The sequence below is a fragment of the Tessaracoccus luoxuelianae genome (genome assembly GCF_054483915.1).
Window position 1 is genome coordinate 2,930,627 of the sequence record NZ_CM137013.1, and the last position, 21,064, is coordinate 2,951,690.

The window sequence follows — 21,064 nt, forward strand, 5'->3', positions numbered from 1 at the left end:
CACCGACACCCCGGGCGGGCACCCTCCTCAGGGCTGCACGAACACCGCGACCGTGCGGGCCGGGACGCGGGCCGTGGCGCTCGAGGCGTCCCAGCCGGCGTCCTTGACGACGTCGTCGGCGCCGTCGGCCTGCACCGGGGAGAGCTCCAGGACCAGGTCCTCCAGACCGGGTACCCGCTGCTCGACCGCCTCGTCGGAGGCGTTGAAGACGACGACCAGCCCGTCGAGGGCGGGGTCGACGTCCGTGCCGGCGGTGTCGTCGATGCGCATCACGATGACCTGGGGGTCGCCCTCGTCCGTGCCGGACACCGGGAAGGAGACCTTCTGCTCGATGAGGTCCGCGTCGCCGAGCCGGAACAGCTCGGTGGAGTAACGGAGCCGCAGCAGGTCCTGCGACATCGCGCTGGCCTGCTCGATGTCGGCGGGGGCCGGCTTGAGCGACGCGTCGGCCAGGAGGGGACGCATCAGGTCCCACTTGTCCGAGTTGTCGGCGGCGGGCGGCAGGCCCCGGCCGAAGCCGTTGTCCTGCTTGGTGAAGTCGAGCAGGTTGAACCAGTCGCCGCTGTCGTAGGAGTTGCGGTCCAGGCTCTTGCTGCGGAGCAGGTCCGAGCCGGCGTGCCAGAACGAGATGCTCTGGCTCAGCGTGACGGTGGCCATGGACAGGGCGTTCATCCGGACGCGGTCCTCCATGGAGGTGTCCTGCGGGAGCTTGAACGTCAGCGAGTCGAAGAGCGTCTCGTTGTCGTGGGCGTCCGCGTAGTTGACGACCTCGTCGGGGTCCTCGGCGTAGGCGGCCGGTGAGCCGTTGTAGTCGATCCCCGTGCCGGGCACGAGCTGGCCGGTCTCCTGGCTGCGCAGCTCGAAGTCCCGGAGGTTGCCCGCCAGGCCGATCTGGACCAGGTCGGTGTCGTTGGCGCTGCTGCCCCCGGAGCCGAACCCCCTGTCCGTGGTCGGGTCCTCGTCGAACGGACCACCGCCGCGCACACCGTCGCGCAGACGGTCGTTGAAGGTCGCGATCGAGGTCCCGTCCAGCTGACCCTGGGTGGCCTGGTAGAACCGCGCGTTGTTGGCGACCTCGCCGAAGTTCCAGCCCTCGCCGTAGAGCGTGACCGCACGGCCGTCCACGCCGTGCTTCTTCACGGTGAGACCGTCGAGCGCGGTGCGCACGGCCTCCATGTTCTCCCGGGAGTGGTGGCCCATCAGGTCGAAGCGGAAGCCGTCGACCTTGTAGTCCTTGGCCCACAGCACGACCGCGTCGACCATGAGCTTCTGCGCCATGGCGTGCTCGGTGGCGACGTTCTGGCAGCAGGTCGAGGTCTCGACTGCCCCGGTGGCGTTGAGGCGGTGGTAGTAGCCGGGCACGACCTTGTCGAGCACCGACTTCTCGCCCTGGCCCGCCTGGGCGGTGTGGTTGAACACCTTGTCCAGCACGACCCGCAGGCCGGAGTCGTGGAGCCCGCCGACCATGGTGCGGAACTCCTTGACCCGCTCACCGCCGTGGGCGGCCTCCGCGGTCGAGGCGTAGGACCCCTCGGGGGCCATGAAGTGCCACGGGTCGTAGCCCCAGTTGAAGGCGTCGTCGCCCGAGACGGCCTTGACGCACTCCTGCTGCTCCTCGCTGTCGGGGGCGTACGACTCGAGCTCGCAGTCAGGAGTCTTCTGCTGGGCCGGGTCCTCCTCGATCGAGGCGATGTCGAAGGTCGGCAGCAGGTGGACGGTGTTCATCCCGGCCTCGGCGAGGTCCTCGAGGTGGCGACGGCCGTAGCCGTCCTCGGCGAACGCCAGGTAGGAGCCGCGCAGCTCCTCGGGGACGTCCGGGTCGGCCATCGAGAAGTCGCGCACGTGCAGCTCGTAGATGCTCTGGTCGACCTCGTCCTCGAGCACGGGCGCAGCGGCGGTCCGCCACACCTCGGGCTGCCAACGACGGTCGCGCAGGTCCACGACGACGGAGCGCTCGGAGTTGAGCGTCAGCGCCACCGACCACGGGTCGGTGACCTGGTTGGTCTCGACCGTGCCCGTGGAGGGCACGTAGACGTCCACCTCGTAGCGGTACTCCATACCGGTCCAGGAGCTCTTGCCCCTGGCGGTCCAGGAACCGTCGCCGGCGCGCGTCATCTCCACCCGCTGGGGGGCCTTGTCACTGCCCTTGGCCCAGAGGAGGAGGTCGACGTCCTTCGCGGTGGGCGCCCAGAGGGTGAGCGTCGGGTTCGTGCCCTTCCAGGTGATCCCGTATGCCGTCTGCGTCGCCTTCTGCGCGTAGAGCGCGTCGAGCACGCCAGGGGTCTGGACGCCGGTGGCGTCGCGGAGACGGCCCAGGTCGTCGTACATCGCCACGGCGACCTGGCCCTTGAGGATCTCGCCGGCCTGCTTGGCCGTCTTCTTGTCCAGCCGCAGCGCGAGGTAGCCCTTCAGGTGCGGAAAGTCCTCGACCACCGAGGCCGGGAGTCCGGCGGGGTCGTAGGTCAGCGGGGCGGACGAGCCACCCGTGACGTCCTCGGCGTCCACGGTCAGCCCGCCGTCGGCGGACCAGTGCAGGCGCCAGTCGGTCAGCTCCGGCGAGTCCACGCCGTCCGCCGGCCAGGCGAGCAGGTCGGGCGCGAGCCAGTAGGCACGGGAGGTGCTGAGGTCGGGCGCGACACCCGCCTCGCTGGTGGTGACGGAGATCTCGTGCGTCGCCAGCACGTAGCTGATGGTCGTGACGATCCCGTCGCGCGGGACGGAGAAGGGCACGTTGGCAGCTCCCCCGTCCAGCCCGTAGCTCTCGTCCCAGCTGAGCCCGTGCGCGACCTTGAACGCGTAGTTGCCGGCCGGGACCTGGGTGCTGGACCAGGTGTAGGTCCCGTCGCCGTCCGGGTCGATGAGCCAGGGCTGCAGGCAGTCTGGTGCCCAGTCACCGGTGCAGCCGAGCTCGCTCTGCATCGAGCCGGGGGCCGTGATGATGTCGCCCTCGGCGTCGGAGGTGACGTAGTGGCGGGCGTGGTCGTAGTAGAAGCTCACCGGTCCGCCGGGGGCGGTGTAGGGGATGTCCGCCCCACCGGGGGCCCCGCCGGCGCCGTAGTTCTCGGTCCAGCTGTTGTCGATCGCAGCCTTGTACGCGTAGTCCCCAGCGGGGATGTCGAAGGTGCCCTTCCAGACGCCCTCGGCGCCGAGCGAGAGCTGGGCCTTTTCGCATCCCGGCTCCCAGTCGCCATCCGTACCGAGCACTGGGAGACATCCCATCTCGGAGTTGTGGCTCCCCGGCACCGACACGGCACCAGGCTGCTCGACAGGGCCGACGGGGTCGCTGCCGCCGCCACCCCCGCCAGTGCTGGCCGGCTCGCCGACGGTCCCGTAGGACGACGATGCGGAGACGTTGCCCGAGTGGTCCTCGAGGACGGCGCGGTACTCCAGCAGGGTGCCGTGCGGCATACCGGAGACGTCGTGGAAGACGCGGTAGGGGGCGTTGTCGTCGGTCCCGAGGACGGTCCACGCGTCCACGCCCACCGGGCGGTAGGCGAAGGTCACCTGGGCATAGGTGTGCTCGGGGACGGAGGCGCCGATCTCCGCGCGCCCACCGACGACGCCACCCGCGGACGGGGAGTCGAGGTAGACGGCGGGCGCCTCCTGGCGGGGCGTCAGCGGCTTGCCGGCACGGTAGACCTCCACTGACAGCGGGGCCACCTCGACGGCGAGGCGGGCGTCGGTGCCGGTCTTGATCTTGGCCGTGTCGCCGTAGACCGCGGTGAACTGCGCCTTCTCCGACCAGGTGGGGACGGTGACCCTTGTGGCCTTGGTGGAGTTGTTGGCCACCACGACGTACTCGACGAGCTCGTCGGCATCGACGCGCGAGAAGGCGTAGACGCCGGCGTCGGCGCTGGCGTAGCGGTGGATCTGGGCGCCGTCGACCAGGGCGGGGTGCTGCTCGCGCAGGTCGGACAGCGTCGCGATCTGGCGGTAGAGGGGGTGCGTGGTGTCGTAGCGGTCGCGCGACCCGGACTCAGCGGCGATCAGCGGCTCGGTCATGTAGGAGTCGACCTGCGTGGCGAACATGTCCTGACGGGCGTCCTTGTCACCGCCCGCGCCGATGAAGCCCTGCTCGTCGCCGTAGTAGACGACGGGCTGGCCGCGCGTGAGGAACATCAGCTCGTTGGTGAGCTCGACGCGATTCTGCAGGTCTGCACCGGAGTAGTCGTCGTCGAGCATCGACGCGGCCCGGCCCATGTCGTGGTTGCCGGTGAAGGTCGGCAGCATGTAGGCGTTGGAGTTGGTGTCGGTGTAGTAGTCGTCCTGGGCGTAGAAGTCCCGGAGCACGGTGGTCGGGGCGCCCTTGGCGAAGTCGATCGAGCGCGACTGGAAGCCGAAGTCGATGACGCTCTGCAGCTGGCCGGCGGTGGTGAAGGTCGACAGGTAGGCGGGGTTGCTGTCGTACACCTCGCCGAACATGAAGAAGTCCTCGTTGCTCTCGCGCGCGGCGTCGAGGACCGCGGGGCTGAACTGCTGCCAGAACTCGAGGTTGACGTGCTTGACGGTGTCGATCCGGAAGCCGTCGATCCCGAAGCGGGCCCACTCGGCATAGATGTCGATCATGCCGTCGACGACCTCGTGGCGCTCGGTCCACAGATCGTCCAGGCCCACGAAGTCGCCGTACTCGCTGGACTCGCCGGCGAAGGTCGAGTCACCCCGGTTGTGGTAGAGCCTCGGGTCGTTGAGCCACTCCGGGACCTTGACGGTCATGTCGGCCTCGTCGACGACGGGGGTGTAGGGGAAGGAGCTGAGGTCGATCTCCGGGAACTCGTCCGTGCCGGCGTAGGTCTTGTCGTCGAACACGTCACCGCCGGCGTCCACGTAGGGAGCGGCCTCCTTGGAGACGTAGTCGTACTCGCCCTCCGCGTAGCTGATGACGTCGGCCGTGTGGTTGGTGATGATGTCGAAGTAGACCTTCATCCCACGGGAGTGCGCCTCGTCGATGAGCGCCTTCATCTCCTCGTTCGTCCCCAGGTGCGGGTCGATCTGGGTGAAGTCGGTGATCCAGTAGCCGTGGTAGCCGGCGCTGGCGCTCTCGCCGGTCCCCTGCACCGGTCGGTTCTTGAAGCTGGGAGTCAGCCAGATCGCGGTGGTGCCCAGGCCCTGGATGTAGTCTAGCTTGTCCATGACCCCCGCGAGGTCGCCACCGTGGTAGAACCCCTTGTCGGTGGGGTCGAAGCCGTGGTCCAGCCGGTCGCCCTCGATCCCCGCCGTGTCGTTGTCCGGGTCGCCGTTGGCGAACCGGTCGGCCATCACGAAGTAGAACTGCTCCTCGGTGACGTGCTCGCGGAGGCTGTCCTGCGCCAGCGCGGCGTCGGCCTCCGTCGCCGGACCCTCGAGCGTCGCGGGCGCCACACCGACCCTGTCGGACTCGTCGTCGAAGGTGAAGGTCAGGGTGGCGGGACCCTCGAGGACCAGGGGCAGGTTGTCCTTCGGGTAGGCCTCGTCCCAGGCCCCGTCGAGCGCTACCTTGAACTCGTACGTCCCGGCAGGCACCTCGAAGGTGTCGGAGTAGACGGTCCCGCTCCCCTCCACGAGATCGAGCCCCGTGTCCTCGCACGCCGGCTGCCAGTCCCCGGGGCAGCCCAGCTCGGACTGCAGGTCACCGACGAGGGTGACGGTGCGGGCCTCCGCCGCCGAGGCGGGGGACGCTGTGGCCACGCCGAGGCTGACCGGAGCGGCTGCTGCGGCGCTCAGCAGCAGTGCACCGGTGAGGACACCGGCGAGGACGGGACGCGGCATTGCGACTCCTGGGTTGATCGAGGACAGTCAGGGGTATGCCGGAACTGTAGACGCTCGTTGTCGGCCCGACAACACCACGACGATCATCAGAGAAGTCAGCCGCGAAAGGGTGATCGTTCCTCACACAACTGCAGCCGCGAACGTGAGGGCGGTTCACGCTGGAGCGATGGGATCGGATCTATCGAGGACTGCCGTGATCGAAGTGACACGCAAGTACGCCCGGGCGTATGTGGCGGCGACGAAGAAGGTCAAGGGTGCGATGCTCGACGAGTTCTGCCTCGTGACCGGGCTGTCGCGGGACCGGGCCCGGCACCTGTTGACCGCCACCGGCACCCGGCCCTCGAACGTGGCCAGGATCGACCGCCGCCGCGCGAAGCCGAGGAAGTACTCCACCGATGCCGCCAGGGTACTGGAGCGGGTGTGGGTGCTCTCCGGCTGTGAGTGCGGCCCCTACCTGGCCGCGGACATGACCAGGCTCCTGTCGAACCTGGAGGCCAACAGTGAGCTCGTCCCGGGGCGGGGCGGTTACAGCCCGGGGGTGCGTGCCGAACTGGAGGCGATGTCCGGGGCCACGATCGACCGCTATCTGGCCGGGTTCAAGGCCACCCACGGGCTACGCGGGTTCACCACCACCCGGCCGGGTCCGCTGCTGCGGACCTCGATCCAGATCCGCAAGGCCGGCGACGAGGCCGAAGCCGAGCCCGGGTTCCTCGAGGTCGACACCGTCGCCCACTGCGGCCCCACCCTGAAGGGCGAGTTCGCCCGCTCCGTGTCGTTGACCGACGTGGTCACCGGCTGGACCCAGGTGATCGCGATCCGCAACAACGCCCGCCGCTGGATGCTTGAGGCCCTCGACCAGGCCATCGACCTGTTCCCATTCCCGATCCAAGGCCTCGACTGCGACAACGGCTCCGAGTTCATCAACCACGACGTCATCAACTGGGCCGGCCACCGCGACATCTTCTTCACCCGATCACGGCCCTACCGGAAGAACGACCAAGCCACCATCGAAGCCAAGAACAACCACATCGTGCGCCGGCGAGGGTTCTACTACCGCTACGACACCCCCACCGAACTCGCGCTCCTCAACCAGCTGTGGCCCCTCGTGGCTGACCGCGGTAACTACTTCATCTCCACCAAGAAACCCGTCGGCTGGGGCGCCGACAAGGCCGGACACCGTAAACGCATCTACGACCGCCCCAGTCCACCCCTGGACCGGCTCCTCGCCGCCCAGATCCTGTCCCCAGCCCAGCAAGCCGACCTGCTGGCCCGCCGCGAGCAGCTGAACCTGGCCGAACTCACCCGCGACATCACCCGCATCCAAGGGCTCCTGATCGCCGCCGCCAAAGACAAAACCGGCGCCCTCTACACCGCCAAGCTGACCCTCCCCAGCGCCACCACAGCGATCAAGACCCCACGCACCGCCTGACCCATTTCGCGGCTAAACCATGTGAGGAACCAGGAATCATTTCGCGGCTACCTTGACATGAGGAACTACGCACCAGACTGCAAGATTTTGCACAACCGTGACCATCGCTCACGGCTGGTCCTCTTGCTCTCAGAAGACGGCGCCGTCGACGATCCGCCCGTACTGCGGCACCCAGGGGAGCTCGTGGCCGAGCGTGTGCGCCGCACGGTGCCACCAGCGGGGGTCGGCCAGGGCCGCCCGGGCGAGCATCACCGCGTCGGCCTGACCGGTGGCCAGCACGTGCTCCGCCTGCCGCGCGTCGGTGATCATGCCGACCGTGCTCACCGGGACGGAAAGCTCACGGCGCAGGGCCGCCGCGAACCGCGTCTGGTAGCCCGGCCTGACCGGGATCCGCGCCTGCGCCTCGTTGCCACCGGTGGAGACGTCGACCAGGTCCACCCCCAGCTCCGCCAGTCGCCGGGCGACGACGATGGTCCGCTCGAGGTCACCCTCGACACCACCCGCGGCGTCCGGCGACCAGTCGGTGGCGGACAACCGCACGAGCAGGGGTATGCGGTCGGGAAGCGCATCACGCACCGCCGCCACCACCTCCTCCAGCAGGCGCGACCGTGCCCGGTCCGTCCCGCCGTACCCGTCCGTCCGGTCGTTGACGAGGGGGCTGAGGAACTGGGCCAGGAGGTAGCCGTGCGCGCCGTGGACCTCCACCAGATCGAAACCCGCAGCAACAGCACGACGCGCCGCCTGGGCGAAAGCACGCACGATCGCGTCGAGCTCGTCGGTCCGTAGCCCCCGCGGTGCGGCATACCGACCGAACGCCCTGTCGGTCGGGCCGACGGTCCCCCAACCCCCGTCGTCGAGGGGCACCGTGCCCCGCTGGTCGTGGAAGGGCGCGAAGACGGACCCCTTGCGGCCCGCGTGCCCGAGCTGGATGCCGATCCGGGAGCCGACCTCGTGCACCTGCCGGACGACCCGTTCCCATCCGGTGATCTGCTGGTCCTCCCACAGACTCCTGGCCGAACTCCTCACCGGCCTCGACGTCACCGTGCAGCCGGTAATCGATCTGCCCGAGATCCCCGCCGAAGACCACTACGCCCCATCGGCCGGACTGAAGAAGGCCCTGCTGCTGAGCATGGACCACGAAATGTTCCCCTACTCCAAGCGCCGAGCCAACGGGCTGGATCTGGATCACACCCAACCCTTCACGCCCGGCTGTCTCGGCCAAACCCGGAGCGGGAACCTGGCCCCACTCAGCCGCAGGGCCCACCGCGCGAAAACCGCCCGCAACTGGCGCGCCGACCAACCCAGACCAAGCCAGCTCCACTGGTCCAGCCCCCTGGGCTACCGCTACGAAGTCACCCCCAACGGCACCCGCATGCTCGCCTAGCCGGAGGGCTGCATCGGGCTGCCGCTAGGCTGGGGGTGTCCACCCATCGGAGGGAGCTGCCGTTGACTACGTTCTTGATCATCGGCGCTGTGGGCATCGCGCTTGTGCTGGTGACCCTGATCCTCGGTGATGTGCTCGACGGAGCGCTCGGCCTCGACGCCTTGGACAGCGATCTGTTCTCCATCTCCAGCATCGCCGCGTTCGTCGGCGCCTTCGGGTTCGGCGGCGCACTCTCGCTGGCCCTGGTGCCCAACACGCTGCTGGCCGTCGTCGTGGGAGCCGGCATCGGCTCCACCGCCGCCTGGGGTGCGGTCTGGCTCACGCGAGCCCTGCGCTCCGGTGAGGACACCGCGACCTTCCGGTCGGACTCGATGATCGGCGCCACGGCGCGCGTCATCACCCCCATCCCCGAGGGGGGCTTCGGTGAGGTCCACCTCACGGCGAGCGGACACGTCCGCAAGTTCAGCGCCCGCTCCGAGCACCCCGTCGACGCGGGCACCGACGTGTGGATCTCCGGCATCGTGTCCCCCACCGCCGTCGAGGTCACGCCCACGGCCCCCACCCCAGAACTGGAACCCTGACCGAAAGGCCCGTCCCATGCCACCAGTGTTGACCGCCATCGCGGGGCTCATCGCCCTGCTCCTCCTCGTGGGGCTGCTCATCGCGAGCCGCTACAAGGTGGCCAAACCCAACGAGGCCTTCATCATCACCGGCCGCAAGGGCAAGGAGGTGCGCAACCCTGAGACCGGCCTGGTCTCCACGGACCTCAGTGGCCAGAAGGTGGTGATGGGCGGCGGCGTCTTCGTCGTCCCGTTCATCCAACGCCTCCACGTGCTGGACCTGTCGTCGCGACGGATCATGGTGACCATCCGCAACGCCGTGTCCGGGCAGGGGATCAAGCTCAACGTCGACGGTGTGGCCATCGTCAAGGTGGGCGGCAATGAGGACTCCATCCGCGCCTCAGCCCAGCGCTTCCTCTCCCAGCAGGACGAGATCGAGACGTTCACCCAGGAGACGCTCGCGGGCTCGCTGCGCTCCATCGTCGGCTCGCTGACCGTGGAGCAGATCATCCGCGACCGTGCGGCCTTCGCGCAGCGCGTCACGGACGAGTCCGAGTCCTCGCTGACCGGCCAGGGGCTGGTGCTGGACACCTTCCAGATCCAGGACATCACCGACGACGGCACCTACCTGTCGGACCTGGGGCGCCCCGAGTCCGCGAAGCTGGGACGGATGGCCGCGGTCGCGGAGGCGGAGGCCCGGCGCGAGGCCGAGCAGGCGCAGATCGCCGCCGAGCAGGAGATCGCCATCGCCAACCGTGCGCTGGTGCTCAAGCAGGCCGAGATCCAGGCCGAGACCGACGCGGCACGCGCCCAGGCAGCCGCAGCCGGCCCGCTCGCCCAGGCGGACCGGGACCAGTCCATCCTGATGGAACAGGAGAAGGTGGCCGTGGCCCAGGCCGCACTGAAGGAGCGCCAACTCGACACCGAGGTCCGCCGCCCTGCGGACGCCGAGCGGTACCGGATCGAGACCGCCGCGGAGGCTCAGCGCAACGCCGCGATCTTCGAGGCCGACGCCCGCAAGGCGGCCTCCATCGCCAACGCGGAGGCCGAGGCGGAGAAGGCACGGCTCAGCGGCGTGGGCGAGAAGTCCCGTCGCTCGGCGCTGGCCGAGGCCGAGGCCATCGAGGGCGCCCGACGCGGCGAGGCCGAGAAGGCCCGGCGCGTCGCCGAGGCGGACGCCGTGCGCGCCGAGGGCGAGGCGCAGGCCGCTGCGGTGCTCGCCGTCGGCCAGGCCGAGGCCGAGGCCATGGACAAGCGGGCCGAAGCGTTCGCGCACTACAACGACGCGGCGGTCCTTCAAATGCTGATCGAGGTGCTGCCTGAGATCGCGGAGAGGGTCGCGGCCCCGATGGCCAACATCGAGACCCTCACCGTGGTCTCCACCGAGGGTGCCTCCGCGCTGCCCAAGGCGGTGGCCAGCAACATGCTGCAGACCCTGCAACTGGTGAAGGACACCACGGGCTACGACCTCACCACCGTGCTGGAGGGCTTCACGCAGAAGGAGCAGAGCGCCCAGCCAGTGGAGGGCTAGCCGCCGAGCAGGCCCAGCGCGATGCCGTCGAGGATGTCGGTCTCGCTGACCAGCACCGCTCCCCCGGGCACCCGGCGCGAGATCTCGTCGAGGATCAGGCCACCGGCGCCGAGCACGGCCGCCCGGAGGGGGTGCATGCACGGCTCGGCCGCGGTCTCGGCCGCGGTCTGGGCCAGCCACCGCTCCACGGTGCGCTCGATGTCCGCGCGGCTGAGCAGCGTCTCGTGCACCGCCTGCCGGGAGTACTGCTGAAGCCCCAGGACGGATGCGGCCACGCTGGTGACGGTCCCCGCGACACCGATCGCGGAGGCCAAGGAATCGAAGTCCACTCCCGCACCGTCGAGCAGGCTGCCCACGTGGCGGCGGGCCGCGGCCACCTCATCGGGGGTGGCGGGGTCCGAGGGCATGAGCCGCTCGTTGACCCTCACAGAGCCGACGTCCAGGCTGACCGCGGAGGCGATGGTCGGCCCGTCGTGCACGACGATCAGCTCCGTCGAGCCGCCTCCGATGTCGAAGACGAGCGCCGGTGTGGAGGCCTCGACCCCGCTGAGGACGCCCGTCGTGGACAGCAGCGCCTCCTCGTCGCCCGAGATCACATCCACCTCGACGCCCAGCCGATCGCGGACATTGCGCTCGAACTCCGCCCTGTTGCTGACGTCGCGCGCGGCCGAGGTGGCCACGAAGCGCACCTCGCCCACCTGGTGGCGCTCCATGATGCCCGCGTACTCCTCAAAGATGACGTTCGCCCGGGCGAGCGCATCCGGGTGGAACTCGCCGGTGGCGTCGACGCCCTGCCCCAGGCGCGCGAGCCGCACCTCGCGCGCCAGCTCAACGACCACGCCGTCGGCGTCCTTCCGGAGGATCAGCAAGCGGATCGAGTTGGTGCCGCAGTCGATGGCAGCGACGGTGGTCATGCGTCCTCCTCGAGGCACGGGGTGGTCCAGAACTCGCCCAGCAGCGCGAGCGCCTCGTCGCCGAGGGGATTGACGCCCGGGCCGGCGGCGAGGGCGTGCCCGACCAGCACGTGCAGACACTTGACCCGGGTGGGCATCCCCCCGGCCGAGACGCCGTCGATCTCCTCGACGTGCCCCAGCTCAGCGCGGTCTGCGAGGTAGGCCTCGTGGGCGGCCCGGTATCGGGCCGCCAGATTATCGTCCTCCGCGAGGCGCTGCGTCATCTCCGCCATCAGGCCTGAGGCCTCGAGGGTTGAGCATCCGGCGACGGCGCGCTGGCAGGTGAGGTAGTAGGTGGTGGGAAACGGCGTCCCGGTGGGCAGGCGCGGGTGGGTCTTGACCACTCCGGGCTTACCGCACGGGCAGCGCCACGCCACCCCCGCGACCCCGCGTGGCTCGCGGCCGAGCTGTGCTTCGACCGCGGCGAGGTCCGCCTCTGTGGGCTCGATCATCGACAACGTCTCCTAGCTCTCGGGCTCTGGGCTGGGCGCGACGGTGCGGTCCGGGTCCGCCTTGGGCGCGCTCTCCTCGACGGGCTGGTCCGCGAGGGCCACCGAGCCCCACATCCGCTCCCACCACAACCCGGTGTTCGCGGGGTCTGGGGCCTCGATGCTGGCACCGTCGAGCGGCTGCCCGTCCGCGCCGATCACCCGGTAGCCCACCTCGCCGGGCATCACCCAGCCGAGCCGCACCCGAGCGACGGCGCGCACGTACTCCGGGTCGTTCCAGCGGTTGAGCTTGTCCTCGAGTTCCGCGATCTGCTCCTGCTTGACCGCGATGTCCGCCCGGACGGCGGCGATCTCCTGGGACTGCGCGAAGTACACCCGCAGCGAGTGGGCCAGCACCAACCCCACCCCTGCGACCACGACGAGGAGGATGGCGAGGCGCCAGGTGGCTGACAGCGCCCGTTGCGCGCGCGGCAGCGGACCCGGCTTCGGATCGAGGGCGGCCTTGGCCTCGGTGTCGGGCAGCGGCTCCACGCGCGGGCGCTGCACGCGCTCCCCCGGACGCGCAGTGGTCCGGGCCCGCGGAGTTCCGCGACCCGGACCACTGGTGGTCGGTTTGTTGTTCCGAGGAGTCTGAGGCACTGATCCAGTGTGCCGGATCAGGCCCTCAACTCAGCCCTTGAAACGCGGGAAGGCCGAACGACCGGCGTAGACGGCCGCCTCGTCCAGGTCGTCCTCGATGCGCAGCAGCTGGTTGTACTTGGCCACTCGGTCCGTCCGGGCGGGGGCGCCGGACTTGATCTGGCCGCAGCCCAGGGCGACGGCGAGGTCCGCGATGGTGACGTCCTCGGTCTCGCCGGAGCGGTGCGACATCATGGTGCGGTAGCCGTTGCGGTGGGCGAGGTCCACGGCGTCGATGGTCTCGGTGAGCGATCCGATCTGGTTCACCTTCACCAGCAGCGCGTTGGCGGTGGCGGTGTCGATGCCCCGCTGGATGCGGGTGACGTTGGTGACGAAGAGGTCGTCACCGACGATCTGGACCTTGTCGCCGAGGCGATCGGTCATGGCCTTCCAGCCGTCCCAGTCCTCCTCGTTGAGCGGATCCTCGATGGAGACCAGCGGGTAGGCGTCGACGAGCTCGGCGTAGTAGTCGACCATCTCCTCGGCCGTCTTGGTGGCGCCCTCGAAGGTGTAGCCACCGTCCTCGAAGAACTCGGAGGCGGCCACGTCCAGGGCGAGAGCCACGTCGACGCCGGGCTCGTAGCCGGCCTTCTTGATGGCCTCGAGGATCAGGTCCAGGGCCGCACGGTTGGACTCGAGGTTGGGGGCGAAGCCGCCCTCGTCGCCGAGGCCGGTGTTGAGGCCCTTCTCCTTGAGGACGGACTTCAGCGCGTGGTAGACGCCGGCGCCCATCTCGACGGCCTGAGCGAAGCTCTCGGCGCCGATGGGAGCGATCATGAACTCCTGGATGTCCACGTTGGAATCGGCGTGCGACCCACCGTTGAGGATGTTCATCATGGGGACGGGCAGGATGTGGGCGTTGGGGCCGCCGACGTACTTGTACAGCGGCAGGCCGGCCTCTTCGGCCGCGGCGTGGGCGACGGCCAGGGACACGCCGAGGATGGCGTTGGCGCCGAGCTTGGCCTTGTTGTCCGTGCCGTCGAGCTCCAGCATGGCCATGTCCACCAGCCGCTGCTCGGAGGCGTCGATGCCGAGGATCTCCTCGCCGATCACCTCGGTGACGTTCTGGACGGCGGTGAGGACGCCCTTGCCGCCGAAGCGACCCTTGTCGCCGTCGCGGAGCTCAACGGCCTCAAAGGCGCCTGTGGAGGCACCCGACGGGACGGCGGCGCGGCCGCTCGCTCCCGAATCAAGCTCGACCTCGACCTCGATGGTCGGGTTGCCTCGGGAATCGAGGATTTCGCGGGCCTGGATGAATTCGATGGATGCCATGTGCTCCCTTTCAAGAGTGGTTCTCTTTCGTGGCCCAGCCTAGCTTCCACAGGGTGGGAAGCAGTGGCGGGACGGTTTAACTTTCCGCGCTCCGGACGCGGTTCTCGAGCTCGCGCAGCGCCTCCCTGGCAGCCGCATCGGCGTCGATCCCGTGCGCCTGCGCCCGGGCCACGAGATCCAGGATCCCGCGGCCCACGCTCTGCGCGTCCAACGGCTCGTCCGGCAACTCGACGGGGACCCCATGGGAGCGGCTGCGTGAGATCACCTTGTGAGCGCGGCCGAGCACACTGAGCGATTCGGCGATGCCCTCCAGCGCGGAGGATCGCCCCTTCTCAGCGCGCTTGCGCTCCTCCCAGCTCTGCCACATGTCCTGGGGCACGGCCTCGTCGGCGAACACGTGCGGATGCCTGCGGATCAGCTTGTCCGCGATGCCGGCGGCCACGTCATCGAGGGTGAAGCGACCCTCGTCCTCGGCGATGCGCGCATGGAAGTAGACCTGAAGCAGGAGGTCACCCAGTTCTTCCTGGAGCTCGACGTCGTTTCCGGTCTCGACGGCGTCCACCACCTCGCAGGCCTCCTCGATGAGGTGGTTGAGGAGCGATCGGTGCGTCTGCTCGGCGTCCCAGGGGCATTTGAGCCGCAGCTCGGCCATCACCTGGCGGAGCCGCTCGAGCTCAGAGGTCATGTGGTGCGAGGCTCCGATCAGGAGGGGACCGACATCGAGCCGGTGCCGGTGACGCCCTCGCCCGCCGGGTCCCACTGGCCGTAGCGCGGGTTGAGGTCCACGTCCACGTCTTCGAACATCTGCTGGAGTACTGCGATGTCCGCGTCCTCGCCCAGCTTGGCGACCAGGATCTGCAGCTTCGAGCCCGCCGCCGCGATCCTCGCGCACTCCGGGTCGTTCAGCGCGGGGCTCTCGCCGGCGGTCTCGCGCAGCACGGCGAGCGCCTCTTCGTCGGTGACGGTCTGATCGAGCTCTGCCGCGATCTCCACCGCGACGGCGCCCAGGATCTCAGACATCACCAGCGTGCGGCGATCAACCTGATCCGGGCCGATGCCGACGGACTCACAACTGGCGACGACGCCGTCCACCTGGGCCTCGGAGATGCGCGTGTCCCCCACCTGAACGGCCGTGCTCGGCATGGGGCTGCAGCCGGCGAACAGGGCCGCGGCGGCGACCAGCGGGACAACGCGCTTCAGCAACATGTGTGACCTTTCACCGAACCTTCGACCGTGCCCCAGGGCACCGCGGTCAGCCTAGCGCATCGCCCTCGGCGAGCCCGAGGCCGCCGTCGGCTCAGCCGAACAGCTGGCCCAGCAGCGTGGTGGCCCACGTCAGGTGGTCGCCCTCCGGTTTCGGGACCAGCAGCTGATCCTGGGCCGGCTTGAGCGAGGCGCCCGGATAGAGGCGCTGCAGCCTGATCTGCCGTGATTCGGGCAGGTGGACCGGTGAGAACCGCACCACCTTGCCTTGGGGCACGATCTCCTGGATGCCGTGCGCCCGGGCCAGCATTCGAAGGCGTGCCACGCCGAGCAAGGCCTCGACGGGGGCCGGCGGCTGGCCGTAGCGATCCGTCATCTCGGCGCGCACCGCCTCCAGGTTGGCCTCCGTGCGGATCTCGGCGATCTCCTTGTACATCTCCAGCCGCAACCGCTCCGAGGAGATGTAGTCCTCCGGGAGGTGCGCGTCGATGGGCAGCTCCACGCGCATCTGGGGCTCGGTCTCGGTGTCGTCGCCGCGATAGCTGGCCACGGCCTCGCCCACCATGCGCAGGTACATGTCGAAGCCGACGCCCTCGATGTGCCCGGACTGGTCCTCGCCGAGCAGGTTACCTGCGCCGCGCAGCTCGAGGTCACGCATGGCGATGGCCATCCCGGAGCCGAGGTCCGTGTTGGCGGCCATCGTGGCGAGGCGCTCATGGGAGGCCTCGGTGAGCGGCTTGTCCTGCGGGTAGAGGAAATAGGCGTAGCCACGCTCCCGGGAGCGGCCCACACGCCCGCGAAGCTGGTGCAGCTGGGACAGGCCCAGGGTGTCAGCGCGGTCGATGATGAGGGTGTTGGCGCTCTGGATGTTGAGGCCCGCTTCGATGATGGTGGTGGAGACGAGCACATCAGCCCGGCGCTCCCAGAAGTCCAGCATCACCTGTTCGAGGCGGCTCTCGCTCATCTGGCCGTGGGCGGTGACCACCCGCGCCTCGGGGATGAGTTCGCGGAGGTGGGCGGCCGTCTTCTCGATGGTGCCCACCCGGTTGTGCACGAAGAACACCTGGCCCTCGCGCGCCAGCTCGCGACGGATGGCGGCCTTCACCTGCGCGTCGTCGTGAGGCCCGGCGAAGGTCAGCACCGGGTGCCGCTCCTCGGGCGGGGTGGCGATGACGCTCATCTCCCGGATGCCGGTGATGGCGATCTCCAGGGTGCGCGGGATGGGGGTGGCGGACATCGACAGCACGTCCACGTTGACCCGCATGGCCTTGAGCCGCTCCTTGTGTTCGACGCCGAACCGCTGCTCCTCGTCGATGATCACCAGGCCGAGGTCCTTGAACTGGATCTCCTTGCTGAACAGACGGTGGGTGCCGATCACCACGTCAACCCGGCCCGTGGCCAGGCCGTCGATCACCTTCTTGGACTCGGAGTCGCTCTGGAAGCGGGAGAGTTGCGCCAGGTGCACCGGGAAGCCTGCGAAGCGCGAGGCGAAGGTCTGGTAGTGCTGCGTGACCAGGAGGGTGGTGGGCACCAGCACCGCCACCTGCTTGCCGTCCTGAACTGCCTTGAAGGCGGCCCGGACGGCGATCTCCGTCTTGCCGTATCCCACGTCGCCGCAGATCAGCCGGTCCATGGGGATCAGCTTCTCCATGTCCGACTTCACCTCGGTGATGGCGGCGAGCTGATCCGGGGTCTCGACGAAACTGAAGGCGTCCTCCAGCTCCCGCTGCCACACGTTGTCCGGCCCGAACGCATAGCCCTTGGTGGCCTGCCGGGCCGCGTACAGCTTGATCAGCTCGGCGGAGATCTCGCGTACGGCCGAGCGCGCCTTGGCCTTGCGCTTGGTCCAGTCCCCACCGCCCATCTTGTCCAGTGCGGGCGCCTCGGAGCCGACGTAGCGGCTGAGCTGGTCCAGCTGGTCCATCGGCACGTAGAGCCGGTCCCCGGGATGCCCTCGCTTGCTGGGCGCGTACTCGACGACGAGGTAGTCGCGGACCGCGCCCTGGACGGTGCGCTGCACGAGTTCGACGAACCGGCCCACGCCGTGCTGCTCGTGCACGACGGGATCCCCGGACTTCAGCTCCAGTGGAGCGATCGCGGCCTTGCGTCGGGCGGGGAGCTTGCGTTCCGTCCGGTCGGTGACCGTCTGGCCCGTCAGCTCGGCGGCGGTGATCACCTCGAGCTTCGCCTCGTCGGCGCGCCAGCCCTGGCGCAGCGACGACGTCACCACGGCGACGCGGGCAGGGGTGGGCGGCTTCTCGAGGTCGTCGAGTGAGGCGGGGATTCCGGCCTCATCCAGCACCTCGATCATGCGGGCCGCCAACCCGCGACCCTCGACGCAGAGGATCACGCCCCAGCCGTCGGCGAGCTTGGCCGAGATGTGGCGGGTGGCCACCTCGGTGTCTCCGTGGAAGGACTCCGTGGTGGTCACCTTGATGGTGCGGGAGTGCACCGAGTCGGCGTCGAAGGCGTGCGGCTCGTCGTCGGCGGCGAACGGAGACAGGGACCACCAGCGGTGCCCGATCGCCAACGCGTGCTGCCGCACGTCGGAGAGGCCCCAGTAGGCGGAGGCACCCAGGTCCACGGGAGACTTCCCGCCGCCGGCCGCGGCCGCCCAACTGGCCTCCAGGAACTCCTGGCTGGTCTGGACGAGCTCCGCGGCGCGCGCCCGGATCAGTTCGGGCGAGCTGGCGAGGATCAGCGAGCCCTTCGGCAGCACGTCGACGAGCAGCTCGAGGCCGTCCACGAGCACCGGTGTGAGCGCCTCCATGCCCTCGACGGCCTGGCCCTCCGCGATGCGCCCCAGCATGTCCCCGAGCTCGGGGTGTTCGGCGGCCAGCCGCTTGGCGCGGGCCCGCACCGCCGTCGTGAGGAGGAGCTCGCGGCAGGGCGGCGCGATCACCGACGATGCCGTCTCGCCGGTCGAGCGCTGGTCCGCGACGGTGAAGGAGCGGATGTCGTCCACGTCGTCGCCGAAGAAGTCCACCCGGACGGGATGCTCGGCGGTGGGCGGGAAGATGTCCACGATGCCGCCGCGGACGGCGAACTCTCCGCGGCGCTCCACCAGATCAACGCGGCTGTAGGCGGCGCCCGCAAGGTCCGCCAGCAAGGTCGAGAGGGGGTACTCCTCCCCGACGACGATCCGCACCGGCGCCATGTCCGCCAGCCCCTTGACCTGGGGTTGGAGGATGGATCGGATGGGGGCGACGACCACCTTCGGCGGGGGCTGCTCGCCCTTGCCGGCGAGGCGGCGGAGCACGGCGAGGCGGCGCCCGACCGTGTCCGCTCTGGGCGACAGCCGCTCGTGGGGCAGGGTCTCCCAGGCGGGGTAGTAGGCCACCGCGTCCTCGCCGAGCAACCCGCCCAGCTCTGTGGTCACCTGCTCGGCCTCGCGGTAGGTGGAGGTGATCATCAGCACCGTCTGGCCGGACTCCTCAGCGATGGCGGCGGTCAGCAGCGGGAAGAAAGGCGTCACTGCCGTGACGTCGAGCGCGGTGACACCCGAGCGGCGCGAGTCCGCGAGGGTGGCCGCAAGGGCGTGGTCGCGCTCGAGTGCGGTCAGTAATCCGGGGAACTTCACGCGATCATCCTTGCACCGGGTTTCAAGAGTTGAAGCGGTTCTGCGTGGCGACGAGGCCCTCGCGCACCAGTAGCTCCACGGCGTCGGCGGCGACGGCCGCGTCCACCCGGAGGCCCTCGAGGTCTGCCGGCTTCATCTTCGCCAGCACCCAGGCGGCCGCGTCCTGCCTGCCCGGCGCCCGGCCGATGCCGACGCGCACCCGGTAGAAGTCGCCCGTGCCGAGGTGGGCGCGGATGGATTTGAGCCCGTTGTGCCCGTTGTCCCCGCCGCCGATCTTGACGCGCAGGCGGCCGGGTTCCAGGTCCAGCTCGTCGTGGATGGCGATCACGTGAGAGGGCTTGATCTTGTGGAACGCCGCGACGGCCTTGACCGCGGACCCGGAGTCGTTCATGTACGTGGTGGGCCTGGCCAGCACCAACTTGACGGGCGACGGCCCCGGGAGGGTCAGCGTCGCCAGCTCGGCGCGCATCCGGGAGTGGGAGGAAAAGGAGGAACCGTAGCGGTCCGCGAGGTCCGCTACGGCCCAGAACCCGACGTTGTGCCGGGTGGCCTCGTAGGTCGGGCCCGGGTTGCCGAGCCCGACCACGAGGTAGGTGGAATCGGTCACTCGGCCGCGACGGCGCCCTCAGCGGCAGCAGCCTCGGGCTCGTCGCCGAGGTCCTGCACCGGCGCCTGGCCGACGCTGACCACCACGACGTCCAGCGCGACGGCCGCCTCGACGCCCTCAGGCAGCGGGATGTCCCCGACAGTCAGGTGCGAACCGGAGGAGAGGCCCTCGATCGAGACGACGAACTCGGTGGGGATGCTGGCGGCCGGGGCCAGGACGCTCAGGTTGTTGAGCTCGTGGTTGACCAGGGTGCCGCGCTCGGCCTCGCCGGTGAACGTCAGCGGGACGTCGACCGTGACCTTCTCGCCCGCCTTGATCAGCACGAGATCGATGTGATCGATGGAGTGCAGGATGGCGTGGCGCTGGACCTGCTTGGGCAGCGCGAGGAACGGCGTCTTGTCGCCCTCCACCGTGATCTGGAGCAGCACGTTGGGCTGACGCAGCGCGAGGAAGGTCTCCCGGGCCGGCAGCGCGAGGTGCACGGGATCGGTGCCGTGACCGTAGAGGACGGCGGGGGTGGATCCGGCGCGGCGGAGCCTGCGCGAGGCGCCCTTGCCGAACTCGGTGCGGGTGGTGGCGGTCAGGTTGACATCTGCCATGGTGAATCTCCTCAAGCTGTGGATATCTGCGCGTGCGGGCGCCGAGCGAGGAAAAGAGCTAGTCGATCACGGACCCTGGGGGTCCCTCGCCAGGCAGCCCGCCAAGCTTACCCCAGCCGCTCCGGGGCGCGCCAATCGGATCTACAGGACGAACTGGTTGGGGCGGGGGGCCTCGAAGCTCTTGCTGCCGCGATACATCTCCACCGATTCGCGCAGCGCCGTGAGGAAGTAGGGCGGGAAGTCCATGCCCTTCTCGTTGGCCCACAGCAGCTTCGCCTCGAGGCGCCCGATCTCGCGCGCGTAGATCTCGATCTCGGCGTCGATGCCGAGCTCGGCCATCACACCGCCGAACTCCTGCTGGTAGTACTTCACGTAGTCGACACCCACCATCGTGAACGATTTCGAGCGCAGCAGCCGCGCCACCTGCACCTGCCAGGGCTTGAGCTCATCGTCCTGCACCATCTTCTCGGCGCTCATCCTGTAGAACGCGAAGTGCCCGGGCTCCTGCTGCTTGATGGGGTGGATGATCGTCTCGGCGATGGCCGTCTCCCCCATGCGGGTGAGCTCCTTGATCAGCGACGAGTAGGCCAGCACCGCCTGCCGCTCTGTCGACGCGCCGGTCAGGTAGTAGAGCATGCGCGAGATGTCGTGGATGGGCTCCCAGTGCGCGAGCGCGCCGAGCAGCTTCATCCGGAGCGGGATGCTCATGAAGGGCTCCTGCGGCTCCATCCCGAGGTCGCCTTGAAGCTGATCCAGGAGGTAGCCGTGGGCCATCTCCTGGTCGTACCAGACGTCCTGATAGAAGATGCGGTCTACCTCGCTGACGTTCGGCAGTACGGTCAGGAGCTCCAGGACGTTGCGGTCCACCTCGAGCTCGACGCGGGCCAGGTAGTCGATGACGTGGGCGAACCGGGTGCGGACCAGCTCCGGGTTGCGCACGGTGCGGTCCGCGGAGGCGAGTTGGATGGGCGGGTGCTTGTCCCCCAACTGGAGCACGAAGGCCCGAAGCGATGCGTCTGTGATCTTCGCGGCCATGGCAGCCTCCCCTCGCTATCGACTCAAGCATGGCCCATC

16 protein-coding genes are annotated in these 21,064 nt (G+C 69.3%); 4 read left to right on the forward strand and 12 right to left on the reverse strand.

Going from position 1 to position 21,064, the window contains the following annotated elements:
* Positions 1 to 27 precede the first annotated feature (27 nt).
* Positions 28 to 5,745, reverse strand: coding sequence for a pullulanase-type alpha-1,6-glucosidase (gene pulA, locus ACX1D1_RS13545; protein WP_459054875.1), 5,718 nt, complete (start codon positions 5,743 to 5,745; stop codon positions 28 to 30).
* A 193-nt stretch (positions 5,746 to 5,938) separates the two neighbouring features.
* Between pulA and ACX1D1_RS13550 the strand changes: the two genes are divergently transcribed.
* Positions 5,939 to 7,174, forward strand: a complete 1,236-nt coding sequence (locus ACX1D1_RS13550; RefSeq protein WP_459054876.1) for an integrase catalytic domain-containing protein — start codon at positions 5,939 to 5,941, stop codon at positions 7,172 to 7,174.
* Between the two features lie 129 nt (positions 7,175 to 7,303).
* Here the strand turns inward: ACX1D1_RS13550 and ACX1D1_RS13555 are convergent, their stop codons facing one another.
* Positions 7,304 to 8,131 (reverse strand): oxidoreductase, encoded by an 828-nt coding sequence (locus tag ACX1D1_RS13555; protein WP_459054877.1) that lies wholly within the window; start codon positions 8,129 to 8,131, stop codon positions 7,304 to 7,306.
* A gap of 25 nt (positions 8,132 to 8,156) precedes the next feature.
* Between ACX1D1_RS13555 and ACX1D1_RS13560 the strand changes: the two genes are divergently transcribed.
* From ACX1D1_RS13560 to ACX1D1_RS13570, 3 genes are all read left to right on the forward strand, one after another.
* The gene (locus tag ACX1D1_RS13560; protein ID WP_459054878.1) at positions 8,157 to 8,558 is read left to right on the forward strand and encodes a hypothetical protein; all 402 of its coding nucleotides are present in this window, start codon (positions 8,157 to 8,159) and stop codon (positions 8,556 to 8,558) included.
* A 62-nt stretch (positions 8,559 to 8,620) separates the two neighbouring features.
* A complete protein-coding gene (locus ACX1D1_RS13565; RefSeq protein ID WP_182781808.1) occupies positions 8,621 to 9,139 on the forward strand; it encodes an NfeD family protein in 519 nt (172 codons plus the stop codon).
* Between the two features lie 16 nt (positions 9,140 to 9,155).
* Positions 9,156 to 10,649 carry a flotillin family protein gene (locus ACX1D1_RS13570; protein ID WP_182781807.1) on the forward strand — a complete coding sequence of 498 codons (1,494 nt, stop codon included), beginning with the start codon at positions 9,156 to 9,158 and terminating at the stop codon, positions 10,647 to 10,649.
* Here the strand turns inward: ACX1D1_RS13570 and ACX1D1_RS13575 are convergent.
* The 10 genes from ACX1D1_RS13575 to ACX1D1_RS13620 all read right to left on the reverse strand — a co-directional run bounded on the left by ACX1D1_RS13575 (position 10,646) and on the right by ACX1D1_RS13620 (position 21,025).
* Positions 10,646 to 11,563: a Ppx/GppA phosphatase family protein gene (locus ACX1D1_RS13575; RefSeq protein ID WP_459054879.1), complete on the reverse strand. Its 918-nt coding sequence runs from the start codon at positions 11,561 to 11,563 to the stop codon at positions 10,646 to 10,648. The two genes, ACX1D1_RS13570 and ACX1D1_RS13575, sit on opposite strands and share 4 nt — an antisense overlap.
* A complete protein-coding gene (locus tag ACX1D1_RS13580; RefSeq protein WP_459054880.1) occupies positions 11,560 to 12,054 on the reverse strand; it encodes a DUF501 domain-containing protein in 495 nt (164 codons plus the stop codon). The genes ACX1D1_RS13575 and ACX1D1_RS13580 overlap by 4 nt, the downstream gene beginning before the upstream one ends.
* Positions 12,055 to 12,066: 12 nt before the next feature.
* Positions 12,067 to 12,597: an FtsB family cell division protein gene (locus ACX1D1_RS13585; protein WP_459054881.1), complete on the reverse strand. Its 531-nt coding sequence runs from the start codon at positions 12,595 to 12,597 to the stop codon at positions 12,067 to 12,069.
* 123 nt (positions 12,598 to 12,720) lie between these two features.
* The gene (gene eno / locus ACX1D1_RS13590; protein WP_459054882.1) at positions 12,721 to 14,001 is read right to left on the reverse strand and encodes a phosphopyruvate hydratase; all 1,281 of its coding nucleotides are present in this window, start codon (positions 13,999 to 14,001) and stop codon (positions 12,721 to 12,723) included.
* 76 nt (positions 14,002 to 14,077) lie between these two features.
* Positions 14,078 to 14,686 (reverse strand): nucleoside triphosphate pyrophosphohydrolase, encoded by a 609-nt coding sequence (locus ACX1D1_RS13595; RefSeq protein ID WP_459054883.1) that lies wholly within the window; start codon positions 14,684 to 14,686, stop codon positions 14,078 to 14,080.
* A gap of 17 nt (positions 14,687 to 14,703) precedes the next feature.
* Positions 14,704 to 15,207, reverse strand: coding sequence for a hypothetical protein (locus ACX1D1_RS13600; RefSeq protein WP_459054884.1), 504 nt, complete (start codon positions 15,205 to 15,207; stop codon positions 14,704 to 14,706).
* A gap of 91 nt (positions 15,208 to 15,298) precedes the next feature.
* The gene (gene mfd / locus ACX1D1_RS13605) at positions 15,299 to 18,784 is read right to left on the reverse strand and encodes a transcription-repair coupling factor (RefSeq protein WP_459054885.1); all 3,486 of its coding nucleotides are present in this window, start codon (positions 18,782 to 18,784) and stop codon (positions 15,299 to 15,301) included.
* Between the two features lie 22 nt (positions 18,785 to 18,806).
* A complete protein-coding gene (pth, locus tag ACX1D1_RS13610; RefSeq protein ID WP_459054886.1) occupies positions 18,807 to 19,391 on the reverse strand; it encodes an aminoacyl-tRNA hydrolase in 585 nt (194 codons plus the stop codon).
* Positions 19,388 to 19,990: a 50S ribosomal protein L25/general stress protein Ctc gene (locus ACX1D1_RS13615; protein WP_459054887.1), complete on the reverse strand. Its 603-nt coding sequence runs from the start codon at positions 19,988 to 19,990 to the stop codon at positions 19,388 to 19,390. Before ACX1D1_RS13615 ends, pth begins: the two co-directional genes overlap by 4 nt.
* Before the next feature lie 141 nt (positions 19,991 to 20,131).
* On the reverse strand, positions 20,132 to 21,025 hold the full coding sequence (locus ACX1D1_RS13620; RefSeq protein ID WP_459054888.1) for a GTP-binding protein LepA: 894 nt from the start codon (positions 21,023 to 21,025) through the stop codon (positions 20,132 to 20,134).
* Positions 21,026 to 21,064: the final 39 nt, after the last annotated feature.

Coding starts and splice junctions, on each gene's coding strand:
- ACX1D1_RS13580 (WP_459054880.1), bottom strand. CDS start 12,054: ATGATCGAGCCCACAGAGGCGGACCTCGCCGCGGTCGAAGCACAGCTC.
- ACX1D1_RS13615 (WP_459054887.1), bottom strand. CDS start 19,990: ATGGCAGATGTCAACCTGACCGCCACCACCCGCACCGAGTTCGGCAAG.
- ACX1D1_RS13600 (WP_459054884.1), bottom strand. CDS start 15,207: ATGTTGCTGAAGCGCGTTGTCCCGCTGGTCGCCGCCGCGGCCCTGTTC.
- ACX1D1_RS13595 (WP_459054883.1), bottom strand. CDS start 14,686: ATGACCTCTGAGCTCGAGCGGCTCCGCCAGGTGATGGCCGAGCTGCGG.
- ACX1D1_RS13620 (WP_459054888.1), bottom strand. CDS start 21,025: ATGGCCGCGAAGATCACAGACGCATCGCTTCGGGCCTTCGTGCTCCAG.
- ACX1D1_RS13575 (WP_459054879.1), bottom strand. CDS start 11,563: ATGACCACCGTCGCTGCCATCGACTGCGGCACCAACTCGATCCGCTTG.
- eno (WP_459054882.1), bottom strand. CDS start 14,001: ATGGCATCCATCGAATTCATCCAGGCCCGCGAAATCCTCGATTCCCGA.
- ACX1D1_RS13570 (WP_182781807.1), top strand. CDS start 9,156: ATGCCACCAGTGTTGACCGCCATCGCGGGGCTCATCGCCCTGCTCCTC.
- pulA (WP_459054875.1), bottom strand. CDS start 5,745: ATGCCGCGTCCCGTCCTCGCCGGTGTCCTCACCGGTGCACTGCTGCTG.